The sequence below is a fragment of the Verrucomicrobiota bacterium genome (assembly GCA_039027815.1).
Lineage (GTDB): Bacteria > Verrucomicrobiota > Verrucomicrobiia > Verrucomicrobiales > JBCCJK01 > JBCCJK01.
Genome location: JBCCJK010000036.1, coordinates 17,078 through 30,254, shown reverse-complemented (window position 1 = coordinate 30,254; position 13,177 = coordinate 17,078). Strand labels below are relative to the sequence as shown.

Here is a 13,177-nt window from a genome sequence, read left to right as displayed (position 1 = left end):
GCGGGGAAGGAAGAGCCGGAGTCTTTCGAGCCAGCCCTGCGTTGCTCCTCGGTTACGGTGCCTGCACCGCGCCCTCGTCGCGCCTTGGTCTGGCCCGAAATCCACTCGGCCATTCTACCAGCCAATTCTGCAGCTTGGTATTAGGGAAGGTCGCGCACGATTTCGGATGGGGTCTCGGCCTGCGAAAAAGGCACGGCGAATTCCTCGACTTTCCCGAGCAGACGCTTGGGCACGATGGCGGTCACGAGGGCGTCGTTGCCTTGGTAGGCTTCGCTTAAGACTTTGGCTTCCCGGTGGAGGAGCGAGATGCGGTCGGCTCGGGCCAGAGGGATGCGGTAGAGTCTGCGCTCGACGCGGTCGAGGAGGTGCTCATTGAGCTTGTGATGGAGCAGGTCCAAGCCCTCCCCGGTCTTGGCCGAGAGGAAGAGCGCCTCTGGAAATTCGTTTTCGAGCGCGGCCCTTTCCTGGGCAGAGCGCAGTCGATCCACCTTATTAAGCACGGTCACGATTGGTTTCTCGCCCGCTCCCAAGCCTGCCAGGACTTCCAGGGTGGTCTCGTGAAATTCCCGGACGCGGGCGTCGCTGGCATCCAGGACGTGCACCAGAAAGTCGGCTAGGACGGCTTCTTCTAAGGTGGCTTTGAAGGCCTCGACCAGGCGGTGCGGGAGATTGCGCACGAAGCCGACCGTGTCGGTCAAGAGGAGGGGCTGCCCATCCGGGAGTTCGATGCGGCGGGTGGTGGTGTCAAGAGTAGCAAAGAGCATGTCTTCGGCCAGGACGCTGCTCTGCGCGAGAGCGTTCAACAGGGAGGATTTGCCGGCGTTGGTGTAGCCCACGATAGCGGCGTGCGGGGTGGGGGTCTTTTGGCGTTCTTTGCGTTGGGTGGCGCGCTGTTTGCGAACTTGCTCCAGCTCGGTTTTCACGCGGTCGATGCGTTTGCGGGCGAGGCGGCGGTCGACCTCGATTTGCTTTTCTCCCTCCCCCCGGGTGGCTCCCGAACTGCCTCCCCCTTGCCGGTCGAGGTGCTGCCACATCCGGGCCATGCGTGGGAGGGAATACTCCATGCGGGCGAGGTCGACTTGGAGGACGGCTTCTTTCGTCTGGGCCCGCTCGGCGAAGATATCCAGGATGACTTCCTGGCGGTCGATGACGCAGAGTTGGGAGTCTTCTTCCCAAGCCCGTTGCTGGGCGGGGGAGAGTTCGGGGTCGAAGATGAGGCAGTCGCAGTTTCGCTCTTTGGCGAGGTCCATCAGCTCAGCAGCCTTGCCCGAGGTCATGAGGTAGCGGGCCGTGGCCCCTCGCGAGAAAACCAGTTCGGAAGCGACCACCCCGATGCGGAGGGTGCGCACCAGTTCTTGGAGTTCTTCCAAGAGGCTGGCGTGTTCCTCTTCCTCGCGCTTGTCGAAATAAACGCCGATCAAGAGGGCGCGCTCGACTTTTTGCGGTCTGTCCCGGACGTCAAACATGGGAGGACTTATACGGGCTGATGAGGGGAGGGGCTAGGGGATGTTGCCCGCTCGCGTTCAAGGATTTTGAGCGCTCTTCTCGCCGCTTCTGGGGCAGCTTGGTATTAGGAGGGCTTGAAATACTGGGCCAGCTTTTGCAGCTCGTGGTTGGTGGAGGCAGCGAGGGCTTGTGAGACCGCTTCTTTTTGCAGGCCGGTGATTTCTTGGGCCCCTTTTTTGCCGAGGGCGAGCATTTCGTCGAGCTGGCTTTGGCTGAAGGTGGCTTCTTCCCCGCTCGACTGGAGTTCGACGAATTCGAGGTCTTCGGTGAAGACGAGGTTCGCGTCCACGCTGGCGTCTTTGTCCTCCGGGTAGTCGAGGTCGAGGACGACTTGGCCGTCGAAGACTCCCACGCTGATGGCGCTCACGAATTTTTTAAGAGGGTTGTGGGCGAGGCCCGCTTCCAGCATGAGTTTTTGCATGGCGAGGGCCACGGCCACGCAGGCGCCCGTGATGCTGGCGGTGCGGGTGCCGCCGTCTGCGCGAAGGACGTCGCAGTCAATCCAGAGGGTGCGTTGACCGAGCTTTTTTAGGTCGACGACCGCCCGCAAGGAGCGGCCAATGAGGCGCTGGATTTCGGAGCTACGGCCGTCCAGCTTTCCCCGGCTGATGTCGCGCGGTTTCCGCTCGAGCGTGGCGTAGGGCAGCATGGAGTATTCCGCTGTCAGCCAGCCTCCGGGGACGTTTTGTTGCAGCATCCAGCGCGGGACGCCTTTTTGGATGCACGCGGCACAGATGACTTGGGTCTGGCCAAAGGAGACGAGGACGCTGCCATCAGCATGGGGGGCGATTCCAGATTGGAAGGTGATGGGGCGGAGTTGGTCGAGCGAGCGACCATCGGGACGGGACATCTTTCTGAGGTTGTCAGGGTTCGGGTTTGAGGGTTCAAGTAAACGGATTTCCTGCCTACCGAAACCCGAAACCTGCCTGCCTTTTGAAGTCTTCTGTCGTCGTTCGCGTGCCCGGGTCCACCAGCAATCTGGGCCCGGGGTATGATTGCCTCGGGATGGCGCTTCAGATTTACAATCGAGTCACGGTGGAGCGGGGGTCGGCCGGGGGGGAGGCTCATCCGATGGCGCTGGAGGTCGGCGAGCACTTTTTCAGGACGACGGCCGAGGAGCCGTTTGCGTTTTCCTGGTCGATCGAGGGCGAGGTGCCTCGCTCCCGGGGGCTGGGCAGCAGCGTGACCGTCCGCCTCGGGCTGCTGTTTGGACTGAATGCTTTGGTGGGCTCGCCCCTTTCTCGGGAGACACTTTTCCGAATTTGCAGCCATTTGGAAGGCCATCCCGACAATGCGGCTCCCGCCACCTTCGGAGGGTTCGTCGCCAGTGCCGGGGTGGAACGGCACGCCCGCTTTGAGGTGGGACCGGAGCTGAAGCTGGTCCTCTTGGTGCCGGATGTGGAGGTCTTGACGGCCGATGCGCGGGCCTTGCTGCCGGAAAGCCTTTCCCATCGGGAGGCCTTGGTCACGGCTACCAATTTGAGTTTGATCACGGCCGCGTTCGCCTCGGGACGCTATGAGCTTTTGCGAGGTGGGTTCGAGGATTTTCTTCACCAACCTTACCGCGCCCAGCTCAACCCAGGCCTGCGCGCTGTTTTGGAGGCGGGGACTGAAGCTGGGGCTTTGGGAGGGTTTCTTTCGGGATCCGGCTCGACCCTGGCCTGCGTGGACATCGCGGACCAGGGCGAGGTGATTGGAGCGGCCATGCGGGCGGCTCATCCGGCGCCGGAGTCTTGCCAGCTTTTGGTGGTGGGAGCGGACAACGACGGGGCTTCTCTCCTGCCATGAAGGAAAAGCTCGAAGAGTTGGAGCAGTATGGCATCGAGGTGATCCTGGGGCGCAAGCGAGGCTTCAAGGCGGGGTGTCTTCGCTCGGCGCTTTGGGTCTTGTCGGGGGTGTATCATCGCTTGGTCGCCCTGCGGATGCTTTTGTATCAAAAGCGCGTTCTGCGGGAGGCGAACCTGGGCTGTCTCGTGATCAGCGTGGGCAATCTCACGGTCGGGGGCACGGGCAAAACCCCGGTCGTGGAGTTTCTGGCGCGCGCGCTCCAGCAAGGAGGGCGCAAGGTGGCGATCCTCAGCCGGGGCTACAAGGCGAAGAAGCCTCCGCTGGGTCGACGGGTCCAAATGCGTCTGCGAGGGCGACCCTTCAATGCCCGGGCCAGGGTGGTGTCCGATGGCGAGAGTGTCCGCATGGATTCGAGCCGAGCGGGCGATGAGCCTTTCATGCTGGCCAGCAATCTGCCGGGGGTCCCCGTGGTGGTGGATCGGGATCGAGTGAAGGCCGGGGTGGAAGCCATCCGCCGCTTTGGAGCGGACACGCTCTTGTTGGACGATGGCTTGCAATACTTGCGGCTGGGACGGCGCTTGGACGTGGTGTTGATCGATCGTTCCGCCCCCTTCGGCAACGAGCACCTCCTGCCACGGGGCACGCTGCGAGAACCGGCCGCCAATCTCAAGCGGGCCAGTTACATCTTCATCACCAAGTGTCGGGAGGAGCGCAATGACGAGCTGATCGATCGCCTCCGCAGCTACAACCAATTTGCCGAGATCATCGAATGCACCCACCAGCCGACCTATTTCGAGCACGTCCTCACGGGAGAGCAATGGCCGCTCGATTTCATCAAGGGCCAATACGTGGGCTCGGTTTCCGGAATCGCGGTGCCGCAGAGCTTTGAGCGGAGCCTCGAGCGACTGGGGGCGGAGGTGGGGGTGCGCAAGCGCTGCGTGGATCATCACCGCTACACCTTCGAGGAGCTGGAGGCCTTTGCGGAACGCTGCTCGATCCGGGACGCCGATTGCATCGTGACGACGGAGAAGGACGCCGTCCGATTTCCCAAGAAATTCAAGCCGACCGATATGCCGATCTATTTCCTGCGGGTCGAGATTCGCATCATTCGGGGGCAGGAAGTCTGGCAGAAATTCGTCGAACGAATTTGTCAGCCTCTTCCGGCGCGGGCTCGCAATCGCTGGTTGGAAGAAGCCAAGCGCTTGGAGGCAGCTTTGTGAGGCGTGGCGGGGCGCTCTTCTCTGGGTCGCCTTTGCCGCACAGAATGCAGAGAGTGATGGAAAAGACAAGCCAGCCCGAAGCCAAAGCCAAGCGCAATCTCTTGACCCGGTTTCTGGATGGGGTCGAGTGGCTCGGAAATCTCTTACCCCATCCGGTCACGCTCTTCTTTCTTTTGGCGGTAGGCATTGTCTTACTTTCAGGACTCTTCGGCTGGATGGGAGTGGCGGTGGCAGACCCTCGCCCGGCAGGTTCTCGCGGAGTGGCCGAAAATGGGATGATTGAGACCGTCAGCCTCCTGAATGCTGAGGGCCTCCGGCGCATTTTCACGGGTCTGGTGGAGAATTTCACCAGCTTTGCGCCGCTCGGGGTGGTCCTGGTCTCCATGCTGGGGGTGGGCGTGGCCGAGCGCTCGGGTCTGCTTTCAGCCGCTGTGCGAGCCTTGGTGCTGGGCGCACCGAAATTCCTGGTCACGGTGGCCATTGTCTTTGCGGGGATCCTTTCCAATACCGCCTCGGAGGTGGGCTATGTGGTGCTCATTCCCTTGGCGGGGGCCATTTACTATGCCCTCGGTCGACACCCCTTGGCGGGCATGGCGGCCGCCTTTGCCGGGGTCTCCGGTGGCTACAGTGCCAACTTGTTGGTGGGAACGATCGACCCCTTGCTGGCGGGAATCACGGAGGAAGCTGCCCAGTTGCTCGATCGCGAATACCAGGTGCAGGCGACCGCGAATTGGGGCTTCATGGCCGCCTCCACCTTTTTGGTGACCTTGATCGGCTCCCTCATTTCGCTCTGGGTGGTAGAGCCCAAGCTGGGGGCGTATGACAGCTCGCGTGCTGATCCATCCGTCCTAGATGGACGGATGATGAACCCGATGACGGCCGGAGAGAAGCGAGGTCTGCTGGGGGCTGGTTTGGCCATTCTCCTGGTGCTGGGGGTCATGGCGCTTACGCTGATCCCGGAGGGGGGCGTGTTTCGCGATCCGGTCACGGGTGACCAGATGGACTCCCCTTTTTTTGATGGGTTTGTGGTTTGGATCCTCCTTTTTTTCATCGTGTCCGGCTTTGCCTACGGGCGGGTGGTCGGCACCATGAAGACGGATCGCGACGTCATTGACGCCATGGCAGCCGCCATTTCTTCGCTCGGCCTTTACATCGTGATGGCCTTCTTCGCGGCGCAGTTTGTGGCCTTCTTCGGCTGGACCAATCTCGGAGCCATTACGGCGGTCACGGGAGCGAATTTCCTGGAAAAGTCGGGGCTGGATGGGCCCTTGCTTTTCTTTGGCTTCATCTTCCTCTGCGCGCTCATCAATCTATCGCTCGGCTCCGCCTCCGCGCAGTGGGCGGTCACCGCGCCGATCTTTGTGCCGATGTTGATGCTGCTCGGGTATTCGCCGGAGGTCATTCAAGCGGCCTATCGCATCGGGGATAGTTCCACCAACATCATCACCCCGATGATGAGCTACTTCGGTCTCATCCTGGCTTGGGCGGCTCGTTACGACAGGAAGCTGGGCGTCGGCACGCTCATCGCCATGATGTTGCCCTATTCCATGGCGTTTCTCTTCTTCTGGTCGATCTTCTTCTATCTCTGGACGTTTGTCTTTGGTTTGCCCGTTGGTCCGGGTTCGCCCACTTTTTTTGAGGTGACTGAGCCGTGAGGATGGGCAAGTAGGGTTTCGGAGAAGAGTGATCGTCCCTGGGGACAAGACTCTCGTCCACACGGCCATTCTACCAGCCAATTCTGCAGCTTGGTATTAGCGCTCGGCTTTCGTCCTACGAGGACGAAGCAGGCAGAGAACGATGGCTGCGATTCCCAGGATCGAAGAAGTGGTCGGTTCGGGGACGACCGTGGCGGTGAAGGTTAAGGCATCGAGGGCCCACCCCGTGCCGCCGTCAGGAACGGCGAAAGTGAGAGACTCCCCATTCTCTAAGTCGAAGGTGAAGGGGGTAAGATCTTGAGTTACATCGCCAATATTCGTGAAATCTTGGGTGGTGGTTCCTTGGACGACCCGGTGTTCGACTTTTTCTGAGTTCGCTTCTTCTTCCTGCGCTATTCCTCCCACCGCTTGGTCAGGTCACCGTAGGTGTCGATCCTTCGATCGCGAAAAAAGGGCCAGATCTGGCGGATTTCCTCCATGGCGGCCAGGCTGGTGTCCATCAGGAGCCGTTCTTCTCGATCAGAGGACCCACGCACGAGGAGTTGGCCAAAGGGGTCGACCCCGAAGCTCTGTCCCCAGAATTCGGTGCCGCTTTCGATGCCCACCCGGTTGACTGCGGCCAGGTAGCAGCCGTTGGCGATGGCGTGGGCTTTTTGGACTGTTTCCCAGGCTTGGTGCTGGGACGGGCCCCAGTCCGCTTTTTCCTCTGGAAGCCAACCAATCGCAGTCGGGTAGAGGAGAACTTCGGCCCCCTGCATGGCGGTCAGGCGCGCTGCCTCGGGATACCACTGGTCCCAGCAGAGGAGGACCCCGATCTTTCCGTAGCGCGTTTGGAAGACCCGGTAGCCAGTATCCCCCGGGGTGAAGTAGAATTTCTCTTCAAAGCCCGGATCCTGCGGGATGTGTGCTTTCCGGTAGAGGCCGAGGAAAGAGCCATCCGCATCCAGGACCGCGGCGCTGTTGTGGTAGAGCCCGGGTCCGCGCGCTTCAAAAAGGCTGGCCACGATGACGACTTCACACTCGGCTGCCACTTGGCCGAGCTTCTCCGTGGTGGGGCCAGGGATGGGCTCCGCCAGGCCGAAACGGGAGTGGTCCTGGGTGGCGCAGAAGTAGGCAGTGAGAAAGAGCTCGGGGAGCACGGCGACTTCCGCTCCCTCCTCGGCCGCTTGGCGAATGGCGCTGAGGGCGTTTTCCAGGTTGGCCGCTGGGGAGCCATGGTCACGTGTCTGGAGGAGAGCGAGTTTCATGGTGCTGGGGGAGGAGGCGGGCCCTTTAGACCTTGGTTTGCAGCCAAGTCCCTTTGAAGAAAAGGAAAGAAAAGATGACGGCTTGGACAGCGACGTCCAAAAACATGATGGCCCAAATCCGGAAGAGGGTGGGTTCAAAGTAGTTCATCAGCAGCCAAATCCCCGCCAAGCGGAAGACGAACATGCTGCTGTAGGAGCCGATGAGGACGGTCCGCGTCGCTCCCACGCCTCGCAGCGCCACCTTGAGCACCATGGCAGTGGCCAGGAGAGGCTGCGCGAAACCAGCCAAGATGATGAGCGGCATGGCGAGTCGGGTCAGGGTCTCGCTCTCCGGGGTGAAGACGGCCACGTAATGACGTGCACCTAAAAAGAAGGTCATCCCCAAGCAGCTCATGAAAATGGCAGCGTAGCGCCAACAGAGGCGGACGGCGGCTTGGGCTTTTTCTGGATTGCCAGCACCTAAATATTGGCCGGCCAGGGTGGCGGCCGCCGTCCCCATGGCGAAGCCGGGGAGAAAGCTGAAGGACTCGATGCGCAAGGTGATGAGGTGAGCCCCGAGGGCCCCTTCTTGGCTGAGGCGGCTGATGTTGGCCAAAATGAAGGATTGGATGGCCCACATCCCGACCATTTCGCCGGACCCGGGGAGGCCCACGTTCAAGATGCGTTTGGCGACGGACCAATCCGGGGTCAGAAATTTCGGCCTCAGGTAGAGGGGAGGAGCGGTCTGGTTTTGGCGTTTCCCAGCGCGCAGGAGAAGGGAAAGGACCGTGATGGCTCCGAGGGCCCAGCTGAGCGCGGTGCCAGCAGCTAGCCCCACTATGCCGAATCCGCCAAAAGGCGCCGCGCCAAAGACAAGCAAGAGGGTCAAGAGGATGTTCGCGATTCCCACCAGCACCATGGTCAAGAAGGGAGTCCGCGTGTCGCCGGAGCCGCGGAGGGAACTGTTTCCGGCGAAGAGCAGGCCACTGAAGGGGCAGGCCAGGGCCATGACTTGAAGGTAGCGGGCGGCGTGCTCACGAGCGGATGCTTGCAGGTGGAAGAGATGATCGACGAGAAAATCGGTGGTCAGCAGAAGCAGTCCGCTCGCGAGGAGCCCGCTCAAGAATCCTACCAGAAGGGCTTGGCCGGCCGCGCGCCGCGCCAAAAGAAAGTCCTGGCCTCCGGTGGCGCGGGAGACCACGGCCGTCGCTCCCATGGCGGCCGCTCCTTGAATGATAAGCAGCAGCCAAGTGACGAAGCCGCCCACGGCCAGGGCTTCGGTGATAGCGATGGTTTCTGGTTCGTTCCCCGCCATGCGGCCCGCCATGACGATGTCCACGCTGTTGACGACGAAGGTCAGGAGCTGCTCCAAAAGGGGCCAGATCGCCAAAAGCACCACCTGGCGAGGGAGGCTCTTTCCAGCGAGCTTTCCGGGAAGCTCTCCCGCTTGGGACCTGGAAGCGGCTTCGAGAGAACGACCAGGTCGGGAAGACATGCACTAAGAAGCCGAGCCTGGCCCGAGCGGCAAGGAGGGAAGCGAAAGCGCTTGAAAGATTGGCTTCCGCTTCGGGGGCTTGGTGAAAGCCTGTTCCGAACCATCGCTCGGGCGGCCGATCTGCAAGCGGGGCTATTCCTCCTTGGCCTGGGGACGAGCTTTTCGGTAGTGGGCTACGATCCCCCGGCTCACGCCTTCGGCATACTCTTGGAAGAGGTTTTGGCGGGCTTGGCCCCCAAAGACCTTGGTGCCGGAATACTCCCCCAGGACCGCCCTCGGATAGACGGCCCAGCTGTTCATGACGTAGGGCTCGAGGTAAATGACCGGGCACTGGTAAAGGCGACTCGCGAGGAGATTGCGGGCCCAGACATAGGGATTGGCCGGGAGCACTCGCTTGGCATTGGAGCCGGGGTAGCGGTAAGCGGGAAGGCCGGTGACTTTTTGAAGAGAGCGGGCGATTTCGTCGGCCAAGGGTAGCTCCTCGGCGATGGTGTTTTCCAGCAGTCGATCCAGCAATTCGAAGAGCTGATCGTCCTTGGCAAATTCTCCGTCAGTGAAGCAGCCATTCACGAGCACATGGAGGTGATTGTTGGAGACCAGCTCCGGTTGAGAGGGGTTGCCCCAGGCTTCGGCATTGTAGTGCAAGCAGACCACCAAGTCTGGCTGGAGGAGGCGATTTACGAGGTCCGCACGCGCCCGGATCTCGCTGGCCAAGTAGAAGAGTCGTTCGGAAAACTTTTGCAGAAGAAACTTCCCGGGCGAAATGCCACGGTCCTCGAGGTCAGCAAGGGCATATTCCAAAAAATCGGAGGGCTGGTAGGGGGAGACGGGTTGGTTTCGCTGGCGGACCAGCGTGACGCGGGCACCCTCGGCCACCAACTTGTCCTGCAAAATTTCGGCCGTTCGGAGAGCCATTTCGCCCTCCATCACGGCGGGCAAACTGCCTATTTGGAACCAGCGTTCCTCCATCTGGGCGTAGTCTCCGCCGATGTGCCCGGGATCGAGAGCGATGTGAACACCTTGCAGGAGCTGTTCCGGGAGAGAGGGGGGTGGCCGATCTCTCGCCGGAGTCCAGTAACGGGCCACTTGGACTGGGTTTTCGTCCGTTCGGCGGAAGTGGAGGCGGTAGCGGGCGTCGGGATCGGCCCCGGAAGTTTGGATGAGAGCGTACTCGTCAAAAATTTCGATGCGGGAGGTCCAAGCATCACTTTTGGAAGCATAAATGGCCAGGAGCCGATTGCGGAATTCGGCGGCTGTCAGGCGGCGCTGATGAGGGTCGAGCTCTTCCCATAAAGGGGGCCGCCCCAGGTTCTCCAGATGGGGGGAAAAAGCTGGAACGGGTTCCGCCTGGAGAGCGAGTGGAAAGAGGCAGAGAAGTCCTGGCAGCGTCATCCGAAAAGCCATCTTGCGTGCCCCCACCTGCATGCCATCATGAGCGAACGGCTTGGTAAAGATGGTTCGGATTTTGTTTTTAGGAGACATTGTGGGGGAGCCAGGTCGGCGAGCGGTCATCGAGCAAGTGCCGATCCTGCGACGAGAGCGCGCCATCGATTTTGTGATCGTCAATGGAGAGAACGCGGCCGGGGGACGGGGAATCACTCCCAAGATTGCGATCGACCTGTTGCGAGCGGGGGTGGCGGTCATCACCACGGGCGATCACGTCTGGGACCAGTTCGACTTGGCCAGCTATTTGGAAACGGAGCCCCGCGTCCTGCGACCTCTCAACTACCCCTCGGGAACGCCCGGAGCTGGGAGCGTCATTTTGGAAACCGATCAAGGTCGGGTGGCCGTCCTCAACGCCCAGGGCCGCACCTTCATGAACCCGCCTTTGGAGAATCCGCTGCAAGCTTTGGAGCAGGAAATCCGGCGAATCCGGGAAGAGGAAGGAGTGCGGATCCTCTTCGTGGATTTTCACGCCGAAGCCACAAGTGAGAAAATCGCGATGGGATACGCCCTGGATGGTTCTGTCTCAGCCGTGGTCGGGACCCATACCCATGTGCAAACCGCCGATGAGCAGATTCTCCCAGGAGGGACGGCCTTTCTCTGCGATGCCGGGATGTGCGGTCCAATGCCCTCGGTTTTGGGCCGGGAAGTGGAGCCGGTTCTTCATCGTTTCCGGACGTCCTTGCCGGCGCGATTTCCAGTCGCCAAAGGCCCCGTCCTGCTTTGTGGGGTCCTGGTGGAAGTCGAGGAAGAGACGGGCCAAGCGCGGCACATCGAGCGCTTGCGGCAGCCGGTGGAACCGCCGAACGACGGTGCTTGAGCCCTGCGCGAAAGCCCGCCAAAATCCGGGGACTTTTTTTTTGACAGAATAGGGGACCTAGCTACTGTCCCCTTCGCTCGTTCTCGGGGGGAGGGAACTCGCTTGGAAGACAAAGCCCAAAGGCACTGAATTTCAACGGGTTGTAAACCTCAAAAACGTGCGAAGCCCATCCGGCCCACCACACGGTCGCTGGCCCGTTGCGGCTCTTGTAGCTCAGGGGTAGAGCGCATCCTTGGTAAGGATGAGGTCGCGGGTTCAATTCCCGCCAAGAGCTCCATCACCCGAAAGAGACAAAAAATTCCTATCCCAAAAACCAAACCAACGCAGCTGCACCAGAGCAATGGCTAAAGAAGCATTCAACAGAGACAAGCCGCACGTCAACATCGGCACTATTGGACACGTCGACCACGGCAAGACCACGCTGACGGCTGCCATCACCACCACGCTGGCAGACAAAGGCTTCGCTGAAAAGAAGGCCTATGACGAAATCGATGGGGCCCCCGAAGAACGCGAACGGGGAATCACCATTTCGACTGCCCACGTGGAATATCAGACTGAGGAACGCCACTACGCCCACGTGGACTGCCCGGGCCACGCCGATTATGTTAAGAACATGATCACGGGAGCGGCCCAGATGGACGGGGGCATTCTCGTGGTCTCAGCGGCGGATGGCCCGATGCCTCAGACGCGCGAACACATTCTCCTGGCCCGCCAAGTGGGTGTGCCGGCCTTGGTGGTCTTCATGAATAAGGTCGACCAAGTCGACGACGAAGAACTCCTCGAACTCGTCGAGATGGAAGTGCGTGAGCTTCTCTCGCAATATGAATTCCCCGGCGATGACATCCCCATCGTCAAGGGATCTGCCCTCAAGGCTCTCGAAGGCGACAAAGGGCACCAAGAAAAAATCATGGAACTCATGGACGCGGTCGATCAATACATCCCGCTGCCTGAGCGCCCGGTGGACCAACCATTCCTTCTCCCGGTGGAAGACGTCTTCTCAATCGAAGGTCGGGGGACCGTCTGCACCGGCCGGGTGGAGCGCGGCATCATCAAAAAGATGGAAGAAGTGGAAATCGTGGGCATTCGCGACACCCAAAAGACCACCGTGACCGACATCGAGATGTTCCGTAAGCTGCTCGACGAAGGTCGTGCTGGCGACAACGTGGGGCTCCTCGTGCGGGGTCTCAAAAAGACTGACGTCGAGCGGGGTCAAGTGATTGCCAAGCCCGGATCGACTACCCCCCACAAAAAGTTCACCGCTGAAATCTATGTATTGAGCAAGGACGAGGGCGGCCGCCACACTCCCTTTTTCTCGAACTACCGCCCGCAGTTCTACTTCCGGACCACGGATGTGACCGGTTCCATCAAGCTCCCCGACGGAGTCGAAATGGTGATGCCTGGTGACAACATCTCCCTCGAAGTGGAGCTGATCACCCCGATCGCCATGGAAAAAACCATGCGTTTCGCGATTCGCGAAGGAGGCCGCACCGTCGGTGCCGGCCGGGTCGCTGAAATCGTCGAGTGAGCCCCTCCTTCCGCCACCGAATCACCTAACCCAAACGGAAACGCCTTACGCAAAGAATCGTTCGAACGATTGAGTGCTTTCTCAGAATGCAGGGGGCACGGCTTGGGAGAATGTTCTCCAAGCCGTCGCTCCCTCAACTGTCAAAGGGCAGTAGCTCAACTGGTAGAGTAGTGGTCTCCAAAACCATTGGTTGTGGGTTCGAGTCCCTCCTGCCCTGCCACTCAATCTCATCGACCGAAACGCACCGCCTCCTCCTCTCCCGCGCGTCCCGCCCATGCTGAAGAAGACCACCACCTTTCTCAACGAGGTCAAAATCGAGCTCAAAAAAGCCAACTGGCCGTGGGAACCCAAGACCAAGGAAAGGGGATTCAAGCGTTTCAAGGAGCTGTCTGACTCCACGGTGGTGGTCATCGTCGCGATGCTCCTCCTGGGGGGCTTCGTCTCGCTCTTCGACCTCATCATGCGCGGATTGATCCAAGCGATCACCTCCTTCTGATCC

General features: G+C 60.6%; 12 protein-coding genes and 2 tRNA genes. 8 read left to right on the top strand and 6 right to left on the bottom strand.

Annotated features, from left to right (window positions below; all coding sequences use genetic code 11):
- Positions 1 to 140 precede the first annotated feature (140 nt).
- Both hflX and rph read right to left on the bottom strand, forming a co-directional pair.
- On the bottom strand, positions 141 to 1,466 hold the full coding sequence (gene hflX / locus AAF555_09940) for a GTPase HflX (GenBank protein MEM6911886.1): 1,326 nt from the start codon (positions 1,464 to 1,466) through the stop codon (positions 141 to 143).
- Positions 1,467 to 1,570: 104 nt separating this feature from the next.
- Positions 1,571 to 2,356 carry a ribonuclease PH gene (gene rph / locus AAF555_09935; GenBank protein ID MEM6911885.1) on the bottom strand — a complete coding sequence of 262 codons (786 nt, stop codon included), beginning with the start codon at positions 2,354 to 2,356 and terminating at the stop codon, positions 1,571 to 1,573.
- 83 nt (positions 2,357 to 2,439) lie between these two features.
- On the opposite strand from rph, the gene thrB reads away from it, so the two are divergent.
- The 3 genes from thrB to AAF555_09920 are packed head-to-tail and all read left to right on the top strand — an operon-like array spanning position 2,440 to position 6,169.
- The gene (thrB, locus tag AAF555_09930) at positions 2,440 to 3,294 is read left to right on the top strand and encodes a homoserine kinase (protein MEM6911884.1); all 855 of its coding nucleotides are present in this window, start codon (positions 2,440 to 2,442) and stop codon (positions 3,292 to 3,294) included.
- Entirely contained in the window at positions 3,291 to 4,514 is a 1,224-nt protein-coding gene (gene lpxK / locus AAF555_09925) for a tetraacyldisaccharide 4'-kinase (protein MEM6911883.1), read from the top strand. Before thrB ends, lpxK begins: the two co-directional genes overlap by 4 nt.
- A gap of 56 nt (positions 4,515 to 4,570) precedes the next feature.
- On the top strand, positions 4,571 to 6,169 hold the full coding sequence (locus AAF555_09920; GenBank protein MEM6911882.1) for an AbgT family transporter: 1,599 nt from the start codon (positions 4,571 to 4,573) through the stop codon (positions 6,167 to 6,169).
- A gap of 96 nt (positions 6,170 to 6,265) precedes the next feature.
- On the opposite strand, the gene AAF555_09915 is transcribed toward AAF555_09920, so the two are convergent.
- From AAF555_09915 to AAF555_09900, 4 genes are all read right to left on the bottom strand, one after another.
- A complete protein-coding gene (locus AAF555_09915) occupies positions 6,266 to 6,574 on the bottom strand; it encodes a hypothetical protein (protein ID MEM6911881.1) in 309 nt (102 codons plus the stop codon).
- Positions 6,562 to 7,416: a carbon-nitrogen hydrolase gene (locus AAF555_09910; GenBank protein ID MEM6911880.1), complete on the bottom strand. Its 855-nt coding sequence runs from the start codon at positions 7,414 to 7,416 to the stop codon at positions 6,562 to 6,564. Before AAF555_09910 ends, AAF555_09915 begins: the two co-directional genes overlap by 13 nt.
- 25 nt (positions 7,417 to 7,441) lie before the next feature.
- On the bottom strand, positions 7,442 to 8,890 hold the full coding sequence (locus AAF555_09905) for an MATE family efflux transporter (protein ID MEM6911879.1): 1,449 nt from the start codon (positions 8,888 to 8,890) through the stop codon (positions 7,442 to 7,444).
- A gap of 132 nt (positions 8,891 to 9,022) precedes the next feature.
- Complete coding sequence (locus tag AAF555_09900) at positions 9,023 to 10,372, bottom strand: hypothetical protein (protein ID MEM6911878.1); 1,350 nt, start codon at positions 10,370 to 10,372, stop codon at positions 9,023 to 9,025.
- Here AAF555_09900 and AAF555_09895 point away from each other — a divergent pair.
- From AAF555_09895 to AAF555_09875, 5 genes are all read left to right on the top strand, one after another.
- Positions 10,344 to 11,153: a TIGR00282 family metallophosphoesterase gene (locus AAF555_09895; GenBank protein MEM6911877.1), complete on the top strand. Its 810-nt coding sequence runs from the start codon at positions 10,344 to 10,346 to the stop codon at positions 11,151 to 11,153. The two genes, AAF555_09900 and AAF555_09895, sit on opposite strands and share 29 nt — an antisense overlap.
- Positions 11,154 to 11,355: 202 nt before the next feature.
- Positions 11,356 to 11,430 (top strand) — tRNA-Thr (locus AAF555_09890).
- 63 nt (positions 11,431 to 11,493) lie between these two features.
- On the top strand, positions 11,494 to 12,678 hold the full coding sequence (tuf, locus tag AAF555_09885) for an elongation factor Tu (GenBank protein ID MEM6911876.1): 1,185 nt from the start codon (positions 11,494 to 11,496) through the stop codon (positions 12,676 to 12,678).
- A gap of 144 nt (positions 12,679 to 12,822) precedes the next feature.
- Positions 12,823 to 12,898, top strand: a tRNA-Trp gene (locus AAF555_09880).
- Between the two features lie 54 nt (positions 12,899 to 12,952).
- A complete protein-coding gene (locus AAF555_09875) occupies positions 12,953 to 13,174 on the top strand; it encodes a preprotein translocase subunit SecE (protein ID MEM6911875.1) in 222 nt (73 codons plus the stop codon).
- Positions 13,175 to 13,177: the final 3 nt, after the last annotated feature.

Excerpts from the sequence above, each read along its gene's own strand:
- hflX (MEM6911886.1), bottom strand. The coding sequence starts at position 1,466 with ATGTTTGACGTCCGGGACAGACCGCAAAAAGTCGAGCGCGCCCTCTTG.
- rph (MEM6911885.1), bottom strand. The coding sequence starts at position 2,356 with ATGTCCCGTCCCGATGGTCGCTCGCTCGACCAACTCCGCCCCATCACC.
- lpxK (MEM6911883.1), top strand. The coding sequence starts at position 3,291 with ATGAAGGAAAAGCTCGAAGAGTTGGAGCAGTATGGCATCGAGGTGATC.
- AAF555_09920 (MEM6911882.1), top strand. The coding sequence starts at position 4,571 with ATGGAAAAGACAAGCCAGCCCGAAGCCAAAGCCAAGCGCAATCTCTTG.
- AAF555_09910 (MEM6911880.1), bottom strand. The coding sequence starts at position 7,416 with ATGAAACTCGCTCTCCTCCAGACACGTGACCATGGCTCCCCAGCGGCC.
- AAF555_09905 (MEM6911879.1), bottom strand. The coding sequence starts at position 8,890 with ATGTCTTCCCGACCTGGTCGTTCTCTCGAAGCCGCTTCCAGGTCCCAA.
- AAF555_09895 (MEM6911877.1), top strand. The coding sequence starts at position 10,344 with ATGGTTCGGATTTTGTTTTTAGGAGACATTGTGGGGGAGCCAGGTCGG.
- AAF555_09900 (MEM6911878.1), bottom strand. The coding sequence starts at position 10,372 with ATGTCTCCTAAAAACAAAATCCGAACCATCTTTACCAAGCCGTTCGCT.
- tuf (MEM6911876.1), top strand. The coding sequence starts at position 11,494 with ATGGCTAAAGAAGCATTCAACAGAGACAAGCCGCACGTCAACATCGGC.
- AAF555_09875 (MEM6911875.1), top strand. The coding sequence starts at position 12,953 with ATGCTGAAGAAGACCACCACCTTTCTCAACGAGGTCAAAATCGAGCTC.